Genomic DNA, 22,347 nt, shown 5'->3' on the forward strand with positions numbered 1-22,347 from the left:
TAGCCCGGAGAAACAGCTTTGCTCGCTCCCGTGAACCTCTCGTCGTGGCGCGAGCTATGAAGATCAAAGCTATCAATCCGAATACGACACTCGAGATGACCGAGAACATCGGCACGGTCGCGAACAAGTACACAAGCGACGAGACCGAAGTCGTTGCCGTCTCGCCCGAGCGTGGGCCGGTCAGTATCGAATCGTACTACGACGACTACCTCGCCGTGCCAGGCATTCTCGACGAAATCCTCAAAGCCGAAGACGGCGACGAGGAGTACGACGCGTTCGTCAACTCCTGTTGGGGAGATCCGGGGCTCGATGCGTGCCGAGAAGTCACCGATAAACCGGTCGTCGGCATCGCCGAGGGCTCGATGTACGTCGCGAACATGCTGGGCGCGAACTTCTCAGTGGTCACGATCCTCCCCCGAGCGCGCGATTTTATCGAGGAAGCCGTCCGGAAGACGGGACTCGAGGGCCACTGCGCGTCGGTGCGCTGTACCGAGTTGACCGTCGTCGAAACCGAAAACACCCGTGACGCGGCAGCGGAGGCGCTCCTCGAGGCGAGCTGGGAGGCGATCGAGGAAGACGGTGCTGAAGTGATCTGTCTTGGCTGTGCCGGCATGGGCGGGCTCGACGACCCGCTCGAGGCGGAACTCCCGGTCCCTGTCATCGACAGCGTCGGGGCAGGTGCGGTCCTCGCAGAAGCGCTCGTCAAACTGGGCAAGCAGACGAGCACGATCCGGACCTATAAGCCACCGGAGTCGAAGGAGATCATCGGTTACCCAGACCGCTACCAGCGATAAGGCCGGCCTCGGTCAGTTATCGTACCGACTGAAACGGGTTACACACCGATCACACAGCTGTCGTGCGATCGGATGTGCACTGCCGTTCAGTGGCGACGATCTTTAGACAGCGGGAGAATCCCGGCGTTTACGCCGTCATCAGAAATCTTTGATTCCTGATTGCCCGTCAGACGTAGTCTGACGACCGGGCGTGAATCGCGTCACTTGACGACACGTTCCTGTTTGTGTTCCCACGACACTGCCGACCGGTGCACCGAACGAGTGCACTCGAGACTGGAGAGGAGTGGCAAACACGGTCGGATTGGACACCGTCGCATGGCAGTCGACTGATCGGGTATGCACTGCCGTTCGGTGGCGACTATTTCTTGTTGATTGCTAACACTTGTTCGGCAACGCCGGATTATATATACAACAGCCCCCGTTTCGGTATTTTCACGCCTTCAATGAACGATGATAGCCAGTATCCGCCGTTTGCATTACGGCCATACGATTGTAAGACTATGGTGCGCCAAGCAGATCAGCAGCTGATCGAACATATGCTGTATGTGACCGTCTGACTGGATTTACAATAATACAGTTGTAATACCATTGGTGGAGACGATCTCAGATTCGGTACTCCTCTTCGAATTTCGACCGCTGTCGACAGCGATCAGCCCGCAGCCGTTCGGTTTTCGGACATCGAGCCATGCTATCTGTGTTCAGTAGTACCGTACTTTATATACAACTGCTCTTGATCTGACATATTTACTCTCGAGAGTGTCCGGATTCCGTGTCTGTTTTGCTGATCACTCGGCTATTTTGCATTGTCAAAGAAGTATACCGAGATAACGTACTGAAAGTTCCTTATATGTAGTCCTATAGCAGTTATTTTCTTAGAAAATGCATTTATTTTACTGCCACCAGTTTCGTGTGGTGTGGCAACAAGCCAAGATCGATCCGATGACGACTCGAAGCGGACATGGGCTCGAGTCTGAATCTCTCACTGAGATACGGTTCAATCCGGCGATAGCGAACAATATATATGATCGCCCGAACTCGCTGGCAGTCGATCGGATGAGACGGTCGACAGAGTGAACGCCAGAGAGAGCAGAAAAACGCCGTACTGATTGACGACCGACGTTTCACTGACGGCTGTCCGACAGTATCAGTACGACCGCGGTAAGTCCAGCACGTTCTCCCCGATGTAGTTGAGCACGAGTTCCTGTGTGATCGGGACGAGTCGAGTGAGCCGTGCTTCTCTGAAGTAGCGTTCGACGTCGTACTCGCGTGCGACACCGAAGCCGCCGTGGGCCTGAACAGCAGCGTCGGCGGCCGCAAACGCGGCCTCAGCGGACAGATACTTCGCCATGTTTGCCTGTGCACCGACGGCAGCCCCCGACTCACCCTCAACAGCGGTCGCAGCGCTGTACGTCAGTTGCTTTGCCGCCTGAATTTCGGCGTAGGCCTTGCTCAAGGGATGTTGAATGGCCTGATTCTGCCCGATCGGTCGGTCGAACACCACGCGCTCGTTCGCGTAGTCGACGCCTTTCTGGATCGCCAGCTCGCCGAGGCCGAGACACTCCGCTGCGATTACCAGCCGCTCTTCGTTGAGCCCATCCAACAGATGATAAAAGCCGTTTCCACGCTCGCCGATGAGATTGTCGGCGGGGACGTGCAGGTCGTCGAACCAGAGTTCGTAGGCGTGAACGGCATTACTGGCTGTTTTTGGAATCGACTGTATCTCGAGTGTGCCAGCGTCAATCGCAGGCTGGATTTCCACGAGAAACATCGAAATACCCTTCGTTCGTTTTTCCGCGTCCGATTTCGGTGTGGTTCGAGCAACGACGAGCAGGTAATCGCTCGCATCGACCCGTGAGGTCCAGATCTTCTGTCCGTTGATGACGTATTCGTCGCCCTGTTGATCGGCGACCGTTTCGATCGACGTGGAATCCGAGCCCGCGTTCGGCTCGGTCAGTCCAAGCGACTGGATCGCCACGTCGCCAGCGGCGACATCCGGCAACAGCTGTTCTTTCAGTTCGTCGCTGCCGTGGCGAACGATCGGCACGGAGTTGTAAATCCCTCCATGGATCGCCTGTGCTGCTGCAAAGCCGCCACCGCTTGCCGCGATCTCTTCCATCATGACGACGACTTCGGCGGTTCCCATCCCTGCACCGCCGTACTCCTCGGGGATGAGCACACCCAGCCAGCCGTGGTCGCCTAACGTCGTGACGAACTCGTCAGGGTAGTCGCCGGCGCGGTCTTTCTCCCGCCAGTACTCGTCGTCGAACTCGCTACAGATATCACGGATGCTCTCTCTGACGAGTTGTTGCTGTGCTGATAGCTCTACGGTATCCGTCGCTACTGTGACCATCACTGTTCCTTCTGAGTTCGTCCAGATAAAGCTACGCCCTCTCAGCGATTTTGTAGTTCCCTGCCGACAGATCGGTCACAGGCCGAGGGAAACGATTAAATCCTCGAGCAGAGAGAGACTGTTTGTGTATGGTTAGCAAGAGTACAGGCAGCAGTAGTGAGACCCGTGTCGGCGTCGACGTCGGTGGTACGAACACCGACGTTATTCTCGTCACCGAGGACGACGAGTTCACGTTCAAAACCCCTTCAACGGCGGACCCATCGCAGTCGACGCTCACCGGAATCGTCGAAGTCTGTCAACTCGCCGGAGTCGAACCGGCCGACGTCGATCAGATCCTTCATGGCACGACTGTCGCGACGAACGCCTTGATCGAACACGAAGGGGCAAAAACGGGTCTGCTCACGACAGACGGGTTCCGTGACGTGTTGCATATCGGCCGGCATCGGAAACCCCACAGTTTCTCTCTCCAGCAGACGATCTCCTGGCAGGAACAGCCAATCGTCAAACGACGACACCGCAAAGAGGTCACCGAGCGAATCTACCCGCCCGGCGACGTTATCACCCCGTTGGACGAAGACGCCGTACTGAAACAAACCGGCGACCTCGTCGCCGACGGCGTCGAATCGATCGCCGTCTGCTATCTCCACTCCTATCTCAATCGCGAGCACGAAGACCGGACGAAAGAACTCATTCACGAGCAGTTCCCCGACGTTAGCGTCTCGACCTCGAGCGAGGTCGTCGCCCAGTTCCGGGAGTTCGAGCGGTTCACGACGACGGCGGTCAACGCCCGCCTCGAGCCCGTGATGTCGACGTATCTGACGCGGCTCAGCGATGGTCTCGCCGACGAGGGCTTCGACGCCGAAGTGCTCATCATGCAGTCCAACGGCGGAATGGCGAGCGTGCAAAACGTCGCCGAACGGCCGGTCACGACGCTCGTTTCCGGGCCAGCCGCGGGCGTGCTTTCGGCGGCGTTCGAGGGCGAACACGTCGACGAGCCGAACCTCGTCATGCTGGACATGGGTGGCACCAGTGCGGATATCTCTGTAGTCCCCGGGCGCGTCCTCGAGCGCGATCCTCGAGACAGCACCGTCGGCGGCTATCCGACGATCACGCCCATGCTCGACATCGAAACCATTGGCGCGGGTGGCGGCTCGATCGCCTGGTTCGACGACGCGATGGGCTTCAACGTCGGCCCGAAAAGCGCTGGCGCGAATCCGGGGCCGGCCTGTTATGCTCGCGGCAACGACCAGCCGACGACGACCGACGCACAGGTCGTCCTCGGCCGAATCGACCCCGACAGCTTCCTCGGCGGCGACCTCGACCTCGAGCCGGAGCGCTCCCGGGAGGCGTTACAGACGCAGTTGTGTGCTCGCACCGATCAGGCACAGTTCGAGACGCCGGAACAGGCCGCGCTTGCGACACTCGAGGTCGCGAACACGAACATGTACCGGGCGATTCGCGAACAGACCGTCCAGCGGGGCTACGACCCACGTGAGTACACGATGGTCGCTTTTGGCGGTGCCGGGCCGATGCACGGCGCGAGCATTGCCGAGAAACTCGAGGTCTCGACGGTGCTGGTGCCGCCGTCACCGGGGATCGCCTCGGCTCGCGGACTCTTGACGGGGAACGTGAAATACGACTACCAGCAGACGATCAGCAGCCCGCTCGAGGAAGTCGACGGCGAATTTATCGAAGATGCATTCGAGCGACTCGAAGCTCGTGGCCGCGAGCAACTCGAGCGCGACGAGATCGACCCCTCGCGCTGGGAGTTCAGATCGTCGGTCGACTGCCTATACGACGGGCAGGGCTACGAGTTGAACATCGACTTCGACGGAACCGACGGTGACTGGCACGCCAGACTCCGCGAACGCTTCGAGGAGCGACATGAGGCCGAGTACGGTCACTACTTCGAAGCCGACCCGGTCGAACTGCTCAACGTCCGCGTGACCGCAATCGGCGATGTCGAGTCGTACGCGCCACCAGAGATTGCAGCCGACGGCGCGCTCGAGGCGGCCAAAACGACTGAGTCGACGGTCGTCTTCGGCACCCCGGATGCCCCCGAGAAACTAACTGTTCCACGATACGAGCGCGAAAAACTGACAGCCGGCACCGAGATCGATGGGCCAGCGATCGTCGACGAGTTCGACAGCACGGTCGTCGTCAACCCTAACTGGACGGCGACGATCGAAACGAACGGCTCGATCATACTGACGACGGAGGAACGATGACGACACATCCAGACCACACGGACCAGACGGCACCGGACGACGAACACGACGACACGACGGCGGCGGACGTTCTCCGCGAACGTGATATCGATCCGGTGACGATGCAGGTCATCGGCGGCGAACTCGATACGATCGCCCAAGAGATGGGGTACAAACTCATTCGCTCGTCGTACTCCTCGATTATCCGCGAGAGCGAGGACATGGGGGCGGGGATCTTCACGACCGACTGTCGCGAACTCTGTGAGAGCGACTCGACGCCGATGCACGTCGGCTCGCTGATCGGCTACCTCGACGGCATGTACAAGACGTTCGAGGAACGCGGCGTCGACCGCGAGGAGATCATCAACGAAGGCGACGTCTTCATCCACAACCACCCTCACTACGGCGCAAGCCACTCGCCGGACATCGCCGTCGCCGTCCCCATCTTCTACGAGGGCGAACACATCGCCTGGGCGGCGAACACGGCCCACCACCTCGACATCGGCTCGGCAACGCCCGGCCTCGCCATCGACCTCGAGGACATGTACGCGGAAGGGAGCCTGTTCCGGGCGACGAAAGTCTACGATCAGGGCGAACGAGTCGACGGCATCTGGGACTTCATTGAGGACAACGTCCGGACGCCACGGGAGGTTATCGGCGACCTGCAGGCTCAGATTTCCTCGTGTCACGTCGGCGAGGAGCGGTATCTCGACCTCGTCGAAAAGTACGGACTCGAGGAGATCCAGCAGGCCGGCGAGGCGCTGATGGAGTACGCCGAAGCGCTCCTGCGCAACGAGATCCGGACGATCCCCGACGGGACGTACTACGCCGAGGATTATCTCGACGACGACGGGCGCAACCGCGACCAGCGCCTGAAGATCGCCGCGGAGGTGACCGTCGACGGCAGCGACATCACCGTCGACATGAGCAAATCGGCCGATCAGACGCCGACGGGCTACAACATTCCGTTCCACGGCTCGACCGACGTCTGTATCTACTTCACAATCCGGTCGCTGCTGATGGACACTTTCGTTCGCGATGAGTATCTGCCACAGAACTCCGGGACGTTCGCCCCCGTCCATCCGAAAGCCCGGCCCGGCTGTATGTTCAACCCGACGCCGCCGACGTCGGCGTTCGCCCGCATCAATCAGGTCGACAAGATGAGCGACCTCATCATCAAAGCGCTCGCGGATGCGATCCCCGAGAAGGTCTGTGCGGGCACCTGCGGACAGGTGTACTTCGTGAGCTACGGCGGGACGAACGACGAGGGTGAGTACTGGGTCTACCTCGAGGTCAACGAAGGCTCCTACGGTGGTCGGCCCGAAGCCGACGGCCTCGACGCGGTCGACGCGCTCGTCCACAACACGAAGAATCGGCCCGTCGAGGACATCGAACTCTCCCACCCGATGCGAGTCGAACGGTACGGGCTCCGGGAGGACGGCCACGGTGCCGGGCGGACTCGAGGCGGCCACGGGATCGTCCGCGAGTCGCAGTTCCTCACGGACGCCGTGATGACGATGGAAGGCGACGGGAACACGTACCGCCCACACGGCCTCTTCGGCGGCGGCGAGGGTACTCACGGCGACCTGAAGCACATCAAAGCCGACGGCGAGGTGCTTGATCTTCACTCGAAGGAGTCCGGCTACAAGTTCGAAGCCAACGACCGCGTGCTCATCAAGACGGCAAGCGGCGGCGGCTACGGTGACCCACACGAGCGGCCAGCCGACACGGTCTACGAGGACTATCTCGACGGGCTGGTTTCGGAGACCGACGCCCGCGAGGAGTACGGCGTCGTCATCGAAGACGGGACGCTCGATACGGCGGCGACGGACGAACTGCGAAACGAGTAGTCGGCAATTATTTTTGACGATCGAGATAGAGAGCGCTCGAGCGACGAACCAGCTCAGTCAGCGACGCGCTCGAGTGCGCGTGCCACACGAAGCGCCCGGCCGTCCTCGAACTGCGGGGCGACCGCCTGTGCACTCACCGGCAGCCCATCGAGCGACGTTACGGGCACGGTGACGGCCGGCGTGCCGGCGATGTTGAACGGAGCCGTGTTGCCGAGGATCGGGATGAGATCCGCTCGCGTCGTCACCGTCTCGACGGCTGGCGGCCGAACGCGAAGCGTCGGCATGACGAGCGCGTCGACGGATTCGAACGCTGCCTCGAGTCGGGTGGTGAACTCGATACCTTCGGCTCGAGCAGCGGCGTACGTTGCCCCACCGCTGGTCATGTCGAGGAACGCGGGCGGCAGAATGCGTCTCGCGACGTGCTCGCCGAGGCCGTCCTCGCGGGCAGCCGCGAACGCCTGCCGCAGTTCTTCGTCGTAGCCCGTTCCTTGCCCTCTGGTGACGCCGTTACCGGAGACGAGCCACGAGAACTCCGCCGCGCCGATGTTCAGGTAGGCCGCTTCGGTGTCGCCGAGATCCAGTTCGACGGGGACGGTCTCGATACCGAGCGTCGAGAGCCGGTCGGTGACCGCCCGAACGGCGTCGGCGACCTCGTCCGAGGATCGCTCGAACGGCGTCTCCGGGATGCCGACGGTCAGCCCGTCGGCGTCGTCTAAATCGTCGAGCGTCTCGAACTCGAGTGTGCGATCAGCAGCTGTCGGATCACGAGGGTCAGGACCGGCCATAGCCGCGAGCGCGCTCGCCGCCGTCGAGACGTCGCGCGTCATCGGGCCGATCGTATCGAGCGAGGGCGCGAAGTCGACGAAGCCGTTCCGCGGGACGAGTCGATGTGAGGACTTGACGCCGACGATACCACAGCAGGTCGCCGGAATGCGGACGCTACCGCCTGTGTCAGTTCCGAGTGCAACGTCGACGGTACCGGCCGCGACGGCCGCAGCGCTGCCACTCGAGGAGCCGCCGGCGACGATGTCGGGATCGATCGGATTCGTAACGTGGCCGAAGTCGCTGAACTCGCCGGTCGGCCCCATCGCGAACGGCTCCATGTTGGCCTTGCCGACGAGTTCGATCCCCGCCTCGAGGAGGCGCTCGACAGACGGCGCTGTCTCCGACGGAACGACGGAGTAGGCTGCCGAGCCACAGGTCATCTCGAGGTCGGCGACGGCAATGTTGTCTTTGACCGCGAGGGTCGTCCCCGCGAGTGGGCCCGAATCTGTTCGGGTGCGTGGTTCGTCGAAGACAGCGAGCAGGGCGTTTTCGTCGTCGTCAGCACGGTGGCCCACACCCTCGGCCGATGGTGTCATCGTCTCCGTCGCCTCCGAGTCGCCAGCCGTCGCCGTCTCGAGGATCTCCTCGAGCAGCGATTCGGAGAGGTCGAAGCCGAGGCGTTCGGCCTGCGCCTGCATCTCGGCGAGGTCGGAGTCGGTCATTGGCAGATACCTCCGTCGGGCACTCGTTCTCGGCGCTGTCCGGACTGTCGGCGGTCGCTGACACGTCGAGTCATGCGTTCGAATGACACTCAATGTGCTTAGTCGTATCGACAGCCGTGGAGGCAGCGATTCCGGCGAGTAAAACGTTATATACTCCTTCCGTGTTCTACAGCGTGAGATGGTACCATGACTCGAGCGGGTATCGATATCGGTGGGACGTTTACCGACCTGATAATCTTCGATGAAGAGACCGGACGTATCGAGATCACGAAAACGCCGTCGACGCCGGACAACTCCGCGGAGGGGGTGATCAACGGGTTGACCAAAGCGGAGACGGCGATCAGCGATCTGGACTTCTTCTCGCACGGGTCGACGGTCGGGACCAACGCCCTGATCGAGCGCGACCTGCCGCGAACAGGCCTGATCACGACCGCAGGCTTTCGCGACGTTCACGAAATTCGCGATGCGACCAAAGAAGACGTCTGGGACGCTTATACAGATGTCGCAGACCCCTACGTAACGCGGCGGGATCGACTCGAGGTAACCGAACGAATCGATTACAACGGGGAAGTCGTCACGCCGCTCGACGAAGGCGACGTTCGGGAAGTCGTGCAGGTGTTCAAAAAGCGAAGCATCGACACGATCGCGATCTCGCTGATCAACGCCTACGTCAACGGCGACCACGAACGGCGAGTCCAGGAGATCGTCGAGGACGAACACCCCGACGCGTTCGTCTGTTGCTCACACGAAATCCTCCCCGAGATGTTCGAACACGAGCGGACGAGCACGACGATCGTCAACGCGGCGCTGGTGCCGGTCGTCAGGGAGTATCTGACTGATCTCGCCGACCAGCTCGAGTCCCGCGGCTACGAAAACGACGTGCTCGCGATGCACTCCGGCGGCGGCGTGATGACCACCGAAGCGATCGCCTACTACGCGGCCCGGATCGCAAACTCCGGCCCGACGGCGGGGGCAATCGCCGGCCAGTATATCGCCGAACAGTGCGGGTTCGACAACGCGATCGGCTTCGACATGGGTGGCACCAGCGTCGACGTCTCGCTCACTTACGGCGGCGACATCGAGATGACCGACGAGTGGGCCGTTGAGTACGGCTACCCGATCATGTTTCCCTCGACGGACATCAAGACGATCGGCGCGGGCGGCGGCTCGATCGCCTGGATCGACGAGGGTGGCTCGCTTCGCGTCGGGCCACGCAGTCAGGGGGCAGACCCCGGCCCCGCTTGCTACATGCGCGGGGGTGACAAGCCGACGATAACCGACGCGAACGTGTTGCTCGGCTGGGTCGACCCCGACAAGTTCCTCGGGGGCGAGATGGATGCCACGGCTGGCCCATCTCGAGACGTAATCGAACGCGACGTCGCCGACCCGCTCGACCTCGACGTCACCGAGGCGGCCTCCGCGATCGAGCAGATCGCCATCGCAAACATGTGCAACGCCGTCAGACTCGTCTCGACGAGCAAAGGGTACGATCCCCGTGACTTCGCCATCGTCGCCTTCGGCGGCGCCGGCCCGATGCACGCGGCCCACGTCGCCCGCGAGATGAACATTCCGAACGTTATCGTCCCGCCGTACCCCGGAATCAACTCCGCGCTGGGCTGTCTGCTCGTCGACGTCGAACACGACCTCTCGAAGACGTTCGTCGCGAACGCAACCGAGGAGATCGCCGACGACCTGGAAGCGACGCTCGCCGAGGTCGAATCGGAGATCCTCGAGCGACTGCGCGCCGAAGAGATCGAAGACGACCAGATCCGCCTCGAGCACGAGGTAAAGATGCGCTATGCAGGCCAGTGGCGATCGCTGGCCGTGCCCTGTTCGCTGCCGATCGAGAGCGTCGATGAGATCCGCGAACGGTTCCACGAAGAACACGAGCGCGTCTACGCCTACTCGGACCGCGATGCGACCGTTGAAATCTACGGGATTCGTGTCACGGGACGCGGTCTCGTCGAGAAGCCGTCGTTCCCCGAAATCGAATCGGGCAGCGTCGAGGGCGCTCACCTCGGCACTCGAGAGGTCTACTTCGAGGACGCGGGCGGATTCATCGAGACGGATCTCTACCAGCGCGAGCAACTGGGTGCCGGGGCGACGTTCAGCGGCCCTGCGATCGTCGAACAGATGGACTCCACCGTGGTCGTTCCCCCCGAGGCCAGCGTGGAAGTCGAGCAGACGGGGAACCTGATCATCGAAATCTAACCATGTCACAGACCGACGCACACACGGATATCGACCTCGATCCAGTCACGTTCGAAGTTCTGCGGAGTTCGTTTACGAACCTCGTCGACCGGATGGCCGAACAGATCCAGCGAACGTGTTACTCGTTCGTGATCTACAACCGCGACTTCAGTAACTGCCTGAACGACGCGGAAGGGAATACGGTAATGCAGGGCTCACAGGACATCGCCGTCCACGTCGGCACGCTGCATTACACCTGCAAGGAGACCCTCGAGTACTTCGAGGGGAACATCAACCCGGGCGACGTCTACATCGTCAACGACCCGTATCTCGGGGCGACACACATCAACGACGTCCGGATCATGCGGCCCGTGTTCTACGACGACGAACTGATCGCCGTCACGCAATCGAACGGTCACTGGGCCGACGTCGGTGGCCCGTCGCCGGGCTCGTTCAACATCGAGGCGAACAGTCACTTCGCCGAGGGCCTCCGGATTCCGCCGCTGAAAATCTGGGACCGCGGCGAGTTCCAAGACGACGTCGCCAACCTGTTAGTGACGAACATGCGCCTCTCGGAGGACCGCATGGGCGACCTGCGCGCCCAGACCGAAGCGACCAGAATCGCCGAGGAGCGCCTGCTCGAACTCGTCGAGAAGTACGGCATCGACACCGTCAAAACGGCGTTCGACGAGTCGAAAAACTACGTCGAACGGATCATGCGCGAACGGATTCGCGAACTGCCAGACGGCACGTGGCGAACGCAGGATTACATCGACGGCGACCCGGCGGACGAAGAGGGGTTCGTCACGATCGACGTCGAGATGACGATCGACGACGACGAAGTACACTACGACCTCTCGGGATCGGACGACTACATCGGCAACTTCCTGAACTCCACGTATGGGACGTCGTTTTCGGCGGTGATCGCCGGGACGAAGATGTTCTTCCCGGATGTACCGCTCAACTCGGGAATGTACCGTGTCGTCGACGCGACGCTTCCAGAAGGAACCGTGGTCAACGCCCCCGAGCCCGTCCCCGTCACGGGGTCGGTTGCGGGGGCATACGAGAAGGTGATGAACGCCATCTTCGAGATGTGGTCGGAAGTGCTTCCGGAACGGGCGATGGCCTGTGCCTTCAACCTCGAGTACCTCCTTTCGGGCGGGACGGATCGTCGCCCCGACCGCGACGGCGAGGAGTTCATGTGGTACGACTGGATGGCCGGCGGCTGGGGCGGTCGCGACGGCTTAGACGGCGCGAACGCGACTGCGCCGGTTTTCGGTGCCGGACTGGCCGTCCAGTCGCTCGAGGGTCAAGAGCGGGACACACCGCTGTTGACGAGCCAACACTCGATCGTCACGGATTCGGCCGGCCCCGGGGAGTTCCGTGGCGGCTGTGGCGTCGAGAAAGGTGGGCGCTTGCTCGAGTGTGAAAACAGTGTCATCTCCTACTGTTCCGACCGGGCGTACTCGGTCACGTGGGGGTTAGACGGCGGCCTGCCGGGCGTGCCCCACGGCGTTACCCTCACGCGTGCAGACGGGGATCCCAAAGACCTCGGGACCGTGTTCTCGAACAGGCCAATCGAGACTGGCGATCAGTTCACCCGACCGTCCTCCGGCGGTGGCGGCTTTGGCGATCCGCTCGAGCGCGACCCCGACGCGGTCCGCGAGGACGTCATCGACGACTACGTCTCGATCGAACGCGCAGCGAAAGATTACGGTGTGGTGATCGACGCGATCGATCCAGATCTGTGCGAGTACGAGATCGATTACGAAGCGACGGCGGCAAAACGCGACCACATCCGCGAGCACCGCGAGGGCTGGCTCGAGGAAGACCCCAAGTCGGTCGCCGAACGGTACCGCGCAGGCGAACTCGACCAGCTGGATCTCGTCCGACGGTACGGCGTGATCCTCGAGTGGGAGTCCGGCGAACTCCTCGGGCGCACGACGGCCCAGTTCCGCGAGATGCTCGAGCGGCGAGCCGTGGCCGAGTGGCGCTGAACGCCTTCCTCTCGACCTGTCGGTGACGCGACGAAACGTTTTTTGTGGTAGACTGTCTCAACCACACTGCTATCGACCGTCTACCGTTGCCGGCATGACAGTTGTCAGTCAGCAGACGGCAGAGACTCGAAGCGAGACACAGATGAGCACCACGACCACTATCAAACAGCTGTCGACCGAGGACGACCTGCGAACGGGGTTTCCAATCCTGAACGAACTGCGGACACATCTAGACGAAGACCTGTTTTTCGAACTGTACGAGCAGATGCACGAGGAAGGGTATCGACTGTTCGGCCTCTACGACGACGAGGAGATCGTCGCCGTCGCCGGCGTCACGGTCTCGACGAACTTCTATCTCGGCAAACACGCCTACGTCTACGATCTGGTGACGACCGAATCCCGGCGCTCGGAAGGGTTCGGTGAACAGCTCCTCTCGTTTGTCCACGACTGGGCAGCGACGGAAGGCTGTGAAGCGGTCGAACTCGAGTCGGGGCTCTGGCGTGACGATGCACACCGATTCTACACCGACGCACTCGGCTATGAGAAGTACTGTTACTCGTTTAAATACGACCTCACGAACGACGGCGACAGGGAGTGATCGAGCGCAGCGACGCCCTCACTCCGTCCCGTCGATAACGGTCTCGATCATTGTGTCGGACATGTTCGCGACCGTCTTCGGGTTCGTCTGCAGTTCTTTCATCACGAACGTCGACGACGTCTCGTTGACGCCGTCGATCGTCACGATTTCGTCGATCAGGTCGTTCATCTGGTCGCGGTCTTGGACCCGCGAGTGAACGATGAAGTCGACGTCGCCCATCGTATAGTACACCTGAAACACGCCGTCGATTTCGGTGAGTGCCTGACCGATATCGTCGGCGTAGCCGCTCTCATGTGCGACCGACACCTCCGTGATGACCACCATATCGAGACCGAGCGCGAGCGGATCGACGTCCGCCGAAACTGACGCGATGACGTCAGCGTCTTTGAGCTTGTTCAACCGATAGTGAACTGCTGATTTCGAGAGATCAAGTTCTGCAGCGAGATCCGCGAGGTTGACGTCAGCATCGCGCTCGACACGCTCGAGGATCGCGACGTCCGTTTCGTCGATGGCGGGTCGGTCGTTGTGGTCCATATCGGACACTTCGTGGGGAGAAAGTTAAGTCCACGATTCCGCGCCGCCGGGCAACGTGGGCGCTCGGTCACCGATCCATCGCCACATCGGAGCCGCGAGGGCGACGGCGTGTCGTCGATGGGGCGCAACTCGCCTCGAAGTCGACACCCCGTCGATCGCTCGAGCTACTCGGCTTTGAACTCGGCGAAGACGTCGATCACTTCTGTGACGTTCGGGCCGAGCGAGTACAGCGACGGCTCGGTACAGCCGGCCTCACAGTAGTCGGCGACTTTCTGAACACAGTCCTCGGGTGTGCCAGCAGCGACGATGTTCGTGACGACCTCGTCGGGCACCAGTCGGCTGGCGCGCTCGATGTCCTCGGCCGAAGCGGGCCAGCCGCCGAGTTCCTCGCCGACCTGTTCGCCCACTTCGGGGTCGATCCCCGACGCTTTCGTGATGTGGGGCTGTTGGCCGATGTACTGGGTGACCAGTCCGCGAGCGTTGTCGATGGCGACGTCTGCGTCCTCGTCCATCGACACGGCGATAAGCTGTGGCCGGTCGACGTCGTCGATCGTCCCGCCTTGTTTCTCGACGCCCTCGGTGAGCTTCTCCATCGCCCGCTCGTTGTGCTCCGGCGGGATCAGGTAGTTCATGTAGACGCCGTCAATCGTGCCGTTGCCGACCAGCTCACCCGCCATCTTGTTCATCGTCAGCCCGGTCGCCCCGATGTAGATCGGCACTGTTCGCGGCTCGGCGTTGGCTCGCACCAGATCGAGTTCGATGTCCTCGACTTGAATGTACTGCCCGTCGTAGGTGACGGTCTCGAGGTCGAGGAGTTTCTTGAGCACGGTACAGTACTCCCACATGTACCGAAGCGGGTTCTGTCGGTCGATCCCCACCTTGCTCGCAAGCGGGTCCCACCACGCGCCGATGCCGAGCATCGCCCGACCACCCGACAGTTCGTCGAGCGTCGAGAACGTCTGGGCCATCAGGGCGACGTTTCGCGTATAGCAGTTGGTGACCCCCGGCCCGAACTTAATCGAATCGGTCACCTGCGTGTACGCCCCCATGATCGTCATGGCGTCACGAACCAGCCGCGACTCGCCCTGCCAGACCGAGTCGAATCCTTTCGACTCGGCGTACTTCGCGTACTCGATCTCGTCGGCGACGTCCTCGCTCTCCCAGTTCCAGATGCCGAGGCGGTCGAACGTCGGGTCGCTCATTGTGCACCTCCAGCGAGGTCGACCGCCGCGTTCGCGATCGTCGAGGCCGCCGCATAACAGTCGTCCCAACTCGTGTACTCCGACTCGTTGTGACTCTTGCCGTTCTCGCTCACCGCGAACACCATTCCCGTATCGCAAATGCTGTGCATATGTGTTGCGTCATGTCCCGCGCCGCTGAAGATTTGCATGCTATCGTACCCGAGGTCGTCCGCTGCCGTCTGGACCGCATCGACACACCCGTCGGCGAACTCGACCGCCGGGGCGCGCATTCGGTCCTCGTACTCCCACTCGAGGCCCTCCCGATCGGCGGCCCACTCGGCTTCCTCGAGGACGCGCCGACGAGCCTCGTCAATCACGTCGTCGGAGGGATCACGAAAGCCCCACGTGAACGTAACTTCCTCGGGGATGATGTTGATCGAGTTCGGCTTGGCGTCGATGTAGCCCGTGGTGCCGACAGTGCGCTCGCCGAGCGTGCTCGGAATGCGCCGAATCTGGGTGATGACGTCGGCCGCCGCGACCAGCGCGTCCTGTCGATAGTGCATCGGCGTCGGCCCGGAGTGGTCGGCCTCGCCGTAGAACGTGATCGCACCCCACGTGAAGCCGACGATTCCCGTGACCACGCCGACGTCCTTCTCGTTTTCCTCGAGGTAGGGCCCCTGCTCGACGTGGAGTTCGAGATACGCCTCGTACTCCTCGGGGGGTTCACAGGGTTCCTCGCCCTTGTAACCGATGCGCTCGAGTTCGTCTTCGAACACCTTGCCGTCGACGTCGGTCTTGGCGTACTCTTCCTCGAGGTCGTGTGCGCCGGCCCAGACGCCGCTGCCCTGCATTGCCGGCTGGAATCGCGACCCCTCCTCGTTAGTCCAGTTGACGATCTCGATGGGATGGGCGGTCTCGATCTCGGTGTCGTTGAGCGTCCGGACTAACTCGAGCGCGGCGATGACGCCGAGCGCCCCGTCGTAGATACCGCCGTAGGGCTGCGAATCGAGGTGGGAGCCGACCAAGACCGGCTTTGCGTCGGAGTCGGTGCCCGCACGGCGTCCGAACATGTTTCCGAACTCGTCAACCCGGACCGAGAGGTCGGCGTCGGTCATCTGGTCTCTGAACCAGTCACGGATCTCCTTGTCCTCGTCGGAGAGGGTGAGCCTGTGGAGGCCACCGTCAGCAGTCCCACCAATTTCGGCCTGCTCTTTCATCGTCGATACAAAGCGCTCTCGCTGTAACGAAATGGGCATACAGCTACCTCTCGGGAATCATAGATAAGCCTTTGTGTGGAAACAACACGCATATTCATCACAAACCGACACGTCGTCGCTACGAAAACGTGATATCGAGTTCGAGTTCGTTGACCGTACCCAGCAGCATCGACGGCACTTCTTCGGTGAACCACTCACCCTGCATCCGATACGTCGGTCCCGAGAGGCTGATCGCACCGAGCACCGCCCCCGACTGTTCGAGCACCGGCACGCCGACGGCGGTCAATCCCTTCGTATACTCCTCCTCGTTGAACACGTAGTTCCGTTCCCGCGCAGCCTGCAGTTCCGCTCGCAGCTCGTCGACGTCCGTGACCGTATGCTCGGTGAAGTCCTCGAGTTCGAGGTCCTCGAGCAACGCTTCCATGTACGGCACGGGAAGCGCGCTGAGAATCGCTTTCCCTGCGGCAGTCGCGTGGAGCGGGACGCGTTCGCCGATATCCGAGTTCGTTTTCACGCCGTACTCACCCGTCTCGCGGTGCACGTAGACTCCCTGTCCATGTTCTTCGACGATGAACTGTGCGCGTTCGCCAGTCCGCTCGGCCAGTCGACTCACCTTTTCGTACGTGAGCCGATATGCCTTCTTTCGCCATCGCGCGTGCTCACCGAGTTGAAGAAACTGGAGGCTGAGGTAGTACTCGTTGCCCTCTTTGACGACGTACTCGTGTTGGTGCATCGTCGATAGATGGTCGTGGACGGTGCTTTTTGGCATCTCGAGTCGCGTCGCAACTTCGGTCACACGTGCGCCGTTCAGTTCGTCTAGAATGCGGATGATCTCGAACAACCGATCAACGGACTTTACTGACGAACTGGGTTCGACGCTTGCCATGTTATGTTATACAATACCACTCCAGCTAAATCACCGTTTCGCTGTTCGAGGCGGGGTAATAGGGGAGTTCCTTATACAGTTCAATGGAATGAACCACCGTTTGGCCGACTCGAACTGGACGTTCCACCGGCTCCGATGACGGACTCGCCGACGCGAATCTTTTTGCCTCCCTCGAGCGACATCGTGGTATCCACTCGGACGAACCGCCGCCGGACTCGTCCGCGATGGACCACCCACTATGCCAGCAGACACACCGGACGTGTATGACCGTGCAGGACTGGACAACGAAATCGGCTACGGCGATTCACCCGCACTGATCGTCGTCGATCTGCAACAGGGGTTTACTGATCCGTCGTGTCCGCTCGGCGGCGACCTCACAGCCGTTGTCGAGCGAACGAACGCACTCCTCGAGGCCGCCCACGACGCCGACTGTCCCGTCATCGTGACCCGAGTCATCACCACCCACCCGGAGGCAGCCGATCTTGGGACGTGGGTGCAAAAAATCCCGACGCTCGAGGTACTGTCCGCGGACTCGGAGTGGGTTGAATTCGACGACCGACTCGACCTTCGAGACGGCGACCACCGACTGGACAAGCGACAGGCGAGTGCGTTTCACGAAACCGAACTTCAGTCGATGCTGTCCGCGTGGGGCGTCGATACGCTCATCGTCGCCGGCTGTACGACCAGTGGCTGCGTGCGCGCGACAGCCGTCGACGGCTGTGCCCACGGCTTTCGTGTGATCGTTCCCGAAGAGAGCGTCGGCGATCGGCTCGAGGAGCCACACGCGGCGAACCTGTTCGATATCCACGCGAAGTACGGCGACGTCAAACCGGTCGATGAGGTGTGTGAGTATCTGCACGACGCCTGAAACCGAGCTAGTGCATCGCGTCCCCGCCGTCAGGGCTGAGCGTCTGTCCCGTATAGTAGCTGCTCTCCTCGGAGGCGAGGAAGACAACTGTCGGGACGATGTCTTCGACTTCGCCGAGACGATCCATCGGAAGCTGTGCCGCTTTTGCTTCGCGCCACTCCTCGCTGATGTCGTCCAACAGTTCGGTCTGGACCGGCCCCGGCGCGACGGCGTTGACCCGGACCGTCGGCGACACCTCGCGGGCGAGCGCTCGAGTCATCGCGATCACGCCGCCTTTGGCAGCCGAGTAGTGGACCAACTCCTCGCCGCCGAGAATGCCGAGCTGTGAGGCCACGTTGATGATCGAGCCGGTGCCCGACTCGAGCATCATCGGGAGGGCAAACCGAGTCGGGAGAAACGTCCCGCGCAGGTCCACCGCGATCGTTTCGTCCCACATCGCGACCGGCATCTCCTCGAGCGGTGACTGGGTCAAGATCCCCGCGTTGTTGACGAGGACATCGATCGTCCCGAACGCGATCTCGAAGGCGTCGATCATCGACTCGACGTCGGCGGCGTCGCTGACGTCAGCTTCGAACGTGCGTGCGGTGCCCCCGTTCGCTTCGATCGTCTCGACGACGTCGTCAGCGTGGCTCGATTCTTCCTGTGGCGGATAGTTGACGCCGACGGTCGCCCCCTCCGCAGCCAGCCCCTCGGCGATGCCGCGTCCGATACCTTTGCTTGCTCCCGTGACTAACGCCTGTGTGCCGTCTACTCGTCCCATGATCAATAACGTCTCACACTCGGTATAACTGTTCACGTCAAGATCCGCCAAACGTATCATTCCGGTGTTAATTTCCTGTACAGTTAAGCCCCCACTCGCTCTCTGTATGGTGTATGGTAGAAGCCAGCACTCGAGTTGTTAACGCACGAGTAGTAACACCTTCCGGAACGATCCACGGCGGAATGGCCGCCAAAGACGGGAAAATCGTCGCCATCGGATCGGACAGTTCGCTGCCCGAAGCTGACGAGACAATCGACGCCGAGGGGAACTATCTCATTCCGGGATTCATCTGTCCGCACAACCACATGGGGATCTCTCGCTACGAGAACGACTATCACACTCAGTACGAACTCGACATGGAGACCGAGACGAAAGCCTGTCTCGCCGGCGGCGTGACGTCGTTCTTTACGTTCCTTCTTCAGGAGGAGCCGTACGTTCCCGACATGGACTTCTTCGTCGAGACCGGCGAACAGGAGTCTTACATCGACTTCGGGTTCCACGCGATCGTTCATCAGGATCACCACGTCGAGGAAATCGACGATCTCGCTGCGGAAGGGATCCGATCGTTCAAGCTGTTTTTCAACATGTACAAGACATCGGCTCCGGAGTTGGGAATCGGCCACTCCGACGCCGGGCGCGTCTACACCGTCTTGAAAAAGACAGCCGAGATGGAGAACGCAGTCGTCATGTTCCACGCCGAAAACGACGATCTCGGGCCGGTGAAAGTCGAGGAGATCAAAGCGGAGGGCCGAGACGATCTCAGTGCGTGGGCCGACGCCTCACCGGGGATCAGCCAAGCGATGCAGATCGAACAGATCGGCATGCTCACTGAACACACCGGCGCGACGACGTACGTCGTCCACAACAGCATGGAAGAAACCGTCGACGCACTCGGACGGTACAACGAGCGTGGCGTCAGCATCCACGGCGAGACGTTACCGAGTTTCCTCGCCAACCACTGCGAAGACGAGGACGTCGGTCTCTGGGGGAAGATTTCGCCCCCGATCGGGTACAAAAAGGACCAGGAGGCGCTCTGGAAGGCCCTCCGAAACGGCACGTTCGACCACGTCGGCACTGACCACTGTCCGTACCAACTCGAGTTCAAAGGCCCCCGCGACGGCAGCGTCTGGGAGGCACCGCCGGGCGATCAGGGGCTTCAGACGTTCCTCCCACTCATGCTTAGCGAGGGTGTGAACAAAAACCGAATCTCGATGGAACGGATGGTCGAAGTCTGTTCGACGAACAACGCGAAACGGTTCGGCATCTATCCACGCAAAGGCGCACTCGTCGAGGGGGCGGACGCCGACGCCGTTATCGTCGACCTGACAAAGGAGTTTACCGTCGACGAGGACTACCTCTATGGACTGGACAACCGCTGGTGTTCGGCGTTCGGCCGCGAACTGACTGGCGCTCCGACACACACGATCAAGGGCGGCGAACTCGTCGTCGAGGACAACGAGGTCCTCACCGAGGGCGGCATCGGATCGTACCTCCCACGCCACGAAGACGGCGTCGAAGCCGCTGAATGATCCGCGAGGAGAAATACGATATTATCCCAACACGAAGGGGATAACAGGGCCGTTCATCGATGGAACGAATTGGGTGGTTTATATACCTCCCGACAGGCACCGAGGCCGAACCAGACACCAGTCCACGAGAGGGGCAACCGACACCCTCGATCCCTGCGCGCACCGATCGGTCACGATCACTGTCGATGTCACGGAATCCAGACCAGTCGTGCAGGGACCCAACGTCGCGCTCGTCTGCGATCGAACGTCAGCCTGTGGCTATTTTCCCCCTGCAATCGTGTGGTCGAATATGACGAGACATGTGCTCGTTCCGACCGAGGGATCACCGCTCTCGACGAAGGCTCTGGATATCGCGCTGACGGACTACCCCGACGCGGCGATCACGGTGTTACACGTCATGGACCCCATCGGTTCAGGACTCGGTCTCATCGACGTGATGCGCCCACAGTTTCACGACGGTGCACCACCAGGAACCGTTTCGATCGAGTACTGGCGCGAGTGGCACGAACAGGCCGAGGAAAACGCCGACGCGGTCTTCGAGGAGGCTCGTGAGCACGCAGCTGACCACGACCATGCGATCGAAACCGCCCTCGAGTTCGGAAAACCAGCAGACATCATTCTCGAGTACAGTGACAAACACGATGTTGACAGAATCGTGATGGGGAGCCACTGCCGATCAGGGTCAGAACGGTTCCTCTTGGGAAGCGTTGCAGAAACGGTCGTCAAGCGAGCCTCGACTCCCGTCATGGTCGTCAGATGAGCTCGGACAGGACACACCCCTAACGAGGGTCACGGTCATGCTCGGCAGTCCGTGACGGTCATACTGTCGGACAGAAGTCAGTAAGAAGTCGGTCGTGAATTCGCGACCGATCTTCGAATAGTTTTGTCCGACAGTATCACTCTCGTCCAGTCCAACGGCTCACCTTGCTCGGCGGTGAGTCCCAATCTGAACCGGGGACAATAGAGATCAGACGGCTTGTCAATCGCTTCGAACTATCGAGATAAAGACCCTGAGGACGGGGGCTTAGCGCCCTCTGTTACAGCGACTAGCTACGTTAGCCCAAGATCCCGTTTTCTTCTTCCTCCTCTCCGTTTCCGTTCTCGGCGGCATCATCTTCAGGAGCCCCGTTTTCGGGTTCGGTGTCTTCTTCGTCGTCCATTGCCTCGTCATCCTCCTCTTCGTCGTCCATCTCCTCGTCGTCTTCCTCGTCGTCTTCCTCGTCGTCAGCGCCGGCTTCAGTCGAGATATCAACCTCAAGGAGGTTCAGCTCTGCGTTCCGGAACGATGCAGTTCCAGTCATCGTTCCGGAGTCGCCAGCACTCACGTCAGCATCGTCTTCATCGACGAAGATGTATCCCAACGAACCTCCCGTCCCGATGTCGAAGTTGACAGCGTACGCATCCCAGTCGCCGGGCGTTTCGAACTCGTCGTCAAAGTTCTCCAACAGGTCGTCTCTCGTCCCGGACTCGAACTCAGCGATGACATCGAAGTCGACATCAGGGTAGTAATCGTGACCGGACACGACCACTTCTCCCTCGCCGTTTCCGTTTCCATTGTCTTCCTGTGCCGCCACGCTTCCGGAGGTTGCGCCAGCACCGACTGCGAGTGCAGTTGTTGCTAATGCACCTTTCTTCATAAACGACCGTCGCGAATCGCCGTCTGCATTATGATTTTCTCTCATGTCTCTCTCCTGCCCTGTTTGGGCACCCACTGCTTGGCCGACTTTTCGTATAAACAACATCGTTTGTTTCGCTGCCAGTCAGTACCAACACGGTGTTAACACCCGTTTGAGTGACTCAGGTGTAATCTTTGATCGCGAATCGAATGGTGGCCGAATACATTCCAAAAACCATTGATTTGCGTGATAAATCTCAGATAGAGCAATCCGAATTCCGACG

The 22,347-nt window shown here is 60.9% G+C and carries 17 protein-coding genes; 9 read left to right on the forward strand and 8 right to left on the reverse strand.

The genetic code is table 11. The annotated features are described in order from the left end of the window. Nucleotides 1-56: 56 nt before the first annotated feature. Nucleotides 57-794: an aspartate/glutamate racemase family protein gene (locus C495_RS16760; RefSeq protein ID WP_008165093.1), complete on the forward strand. Its 738-nt coding sequence runs from the start codon at nucleotides 57-59 to the stop codon at nucleotides 792-794. A 1,144-nt stretch (nucleotides 795-1,938) separates the two neighbouring features. Here the strand turns inward: C495_RS16760 and C495_RS16765 are convergent. Continuing rightward, nucleotides 1,939-3,144: an acyl-CoA dehydrogenase family protein gene (locus C495_RS16765; protein WP_008165095.1), complete on the reverse strand. Its 1,206-nt coding sequence runs from the start codon at nucleotides 3,142-3,144 to the stop codon at nucleotides 1,939-1,941. A 128-nt stretch (nucleotides 3,145-3,272) separates the two neighbouring features. Here C495_RS16765 and C495_RS16770 point away from each other — a divergent pair, with 128 nt between their 5' ends. Both C495_RS16770 and C495_RS16775 read left to right on the forward strand, forming a co-directional pair. Further along, a complete protein-coding gene (locus C495_RS16770) occupies nucleotides 3,273-5,372 on the forward strand; it encodes a hydantoinase/oxoprolinase family protein (protein ID WP_008165096.1) in 2,100 nt (699 codons plus the stop codon). Beyond that, entirely contained in the window at nucleotides 5,369-7,201 is a 1,833-nt protein-coding gene (locus C495_RS16775) for a hydantoinase B/oxoprolinase family protein (protein ID WP_008165098.1), read from the forward strand. Before C495_RS16770 ends, C495_RS16775 begins: the two co-directional genes overlap by 4 nt. A 53-nt stretch (nucleotides 7,202-7,254) precedes the next feature. Here the strand turns inward: C495_RS16775 and C495_RS16780 are convergent, their stop codons facing one another. Continuing rightward, nucleotides 7,255-8,688 (reverse strand): amidase, encoded by a 1,434-nt coding sequence (locus C495_RS16780; protein WP_008165099.1) that lies wholly within the window; start codon nucleotides 8,686-8,688, stop codon nucleotides 7,255-7,257. Nucleotides 8,689-8,874: 186 nt separating this feature from the next. On the opposite strand from C495_RS16780, the gene C495_RS16785 reads away from it, so the two are divergent. From C495_RS16785 to C495_RS16795, 3 genes are all read left to right on the forward strand, one after another. Beyond that, entirely contained in the window at nucleotides 8,875-10,899 is a 2,025-nt protein-coding gene (locus C495_RS16785) for a hydantoinase/oxoprolinase family protein (protein WP_008165101.1), read from the forward strand. A 2-nt stretch (nucleotides 10,900-10,901) separates the two neighbouring features. Then, on the forward strand, nucleotides 10,902-12,875 hold the full coding sequence (locus C495_RS16790; protein WP_008165104.1) for a hydantoinase B/oxoprolinase family protein: 1,974 nt from the start codon (nucleotides 10,902-10,904) through the stop codon (nucleotides 12,873-12,875). 142 nt (nucleotides 12,876-13,017) lie between these two features. After that, nucleotides 13,018-13,473, forward strand: a complete 456-nt coding sequence (locus C495_RS16795; RefSeq protein WP_049890415.1) for a GNAT family N-acetyltransferase — start codon at nucleotides 13,018-13,020, stop codon at nucleotides 13,471-13,473. Nucleotides 13,474-13,491: 18 nt separating this feature from the next. On the opposite strand, the gene C495_RS16800 is transcribed toward C495_RS16795, so the two are convergent. The 4 genes from C495_RS16800 to C495_RS16815 all read right to left on the reverse strand — a co-directional run bounded on the left by C495_RS16800 (nucleotide 13,492) and on the right by C495_RS16815 (nucleotide 17,291). Further along, nucleotides 13,492-14,007 carry an Lrp/AsnC family transcriptional regulator gene (locus C495_RS16800; protein WP_008165108.1) on the reverse strand — a complete coding sequence of 172 codons (516 nt, stop codon included), beginning with the start codon at nucleotides 14,005-14,007 and terminating at the stop codon, nucleotides 13,492-13,494. A gap of 164 nt (nucleotides 14,008-14,171) precedes the next feature. Beyond that, nucleotides 14,172-15,209 carry an LLM class flavin-dependent oxidoreductase gene (locus tag C495_RS16805; RefSeq protein ID WP_008165109.1) on the reverse strand — a complete coding sequence of 346 codons (1,038 nt, stop codon included), beginning with the start codon at nucleotides 15,207-15,209 and terminating at the stop codon, nucleotides 14,172-14,174. Next, nucleotides 15,206-16,444: a Zn-dependent hydrolase gene (locus tag C495_RS16810; protein ID WP_049890409.1), complete on the reverse strand. Its 1,239-nt coding sequence runs from the start codon at nucleotides 16,442-16,444 to the stop codon at nucleotides 15,206-15,208. Before C495_RS16810 ends, C495_RS16805 begins: the two co-directional genes overlap by 4 nt. Before the next feature lie 79 nt (nucleotides 16,445-16,523). Beyond that, complete coding sequence (locus C495_RS16815; RefSeq protein WP_008165113.1) at nucleotides 16,524-17,291, reverse strand: IclR family transcriptional regulator; 768 nt, start codon at nucleotides 17,289-17,291, stop codon at nucleotides 16,524-16,526. Between the two features lie 238 nt (nucleotides 17,292-17,529). Here C495_RS16815 and C495_RS16820 point away from each other — a divergent pair, with 238 nt between their 5' ends. Beyond that, nucleotides 17,530-18,159: an isochorismatase family protein gene (locus tag C495_RS16820; RefSeq protein WP_008165115.1), complete on the forward strand. Its 630-nt coding sequence runs from the start codon at nucleotides 17,530-17,532 to the stop codon at nucleotides 18,157-18,159. 7 nt (nucleotides 18,160-18,166) lie between these two features. Here C495_RS16820 and C495_RS16825 read toward each other — a convergent pair whose 3' ends face one another. Continuing rightward, the gene (locus C495_RS16825) at nucleotides 18,167-18,919 is read right to left on the reverse strand and encodes an SDR family NAD(P)-dependent oxidoreductase (protein WP_008165117.1); all 753 of its coding nucleotides are present in this window, start codon (nucleotides 18,917-18,919) and stop codon (nucleotides 18,167-18,169) included. A gap of 113 nt (nucleotides 18,920-19,032) precedes the next feature. On the opposite strand from C495_RS16825, the gene C495_RS16830 reads away from it, so the two are divergent. Both C495_RS16830 and C495_RS16835 read left to right on the forward strand, forming a co-directional pair. Further along, nucleotides 19,033-20,448 (forward strand): dihydroorotase, encoded by a 1,416-nt coding sequence (locus C495_RS16830; protein ID WP_049890410.1) that lies wholly within the window; start codon nucleotides 19,033-19,035, stop codon nucleotides 20,446-20,448. Nucleotides 20,449-20,737: 289 nt separating this feature from the next. Further along, complete coding sequence (locus C495_RS16835) at nucleotides 20,738-21,208, forward strand: universal stress protein (RefSeq protein ID WP_008165121.1); 471 nt, start codon at nucleotides 20,738-20,740, stop codon at nucleotides 21,206-21,208. Between the two features lie 295 nt (nucleotides 21,209-21,503). On the opposite strand, the gene C495_RS16840 is transcribed toward C495_RS16835, so the two are convergent. Further along, on the reverse strand, nucleotides 21,504-22,085 hold the full coding sequence (locus C495_RS16840) for a hypothetical protein (RefSeq protein ID WP_008165123.1): 582 nt from the start codon (nucleotides 22,083-22,085) through the stop codon (nucleotides 21,504-21,506). Nucleotides 22,086-22,347: the final 262 nt, after the last annotated feature.

It is taken from the genome of Natronorubrum sulfidifaciens JCM 14089, assembly GCF_000337735.1.
GTDB lineage: Archaea > Halobacteriota > Halobacteria > Halobacteriales > Natrialbaceae > Natronorubrum > Natronorubrum sulfidifaciens.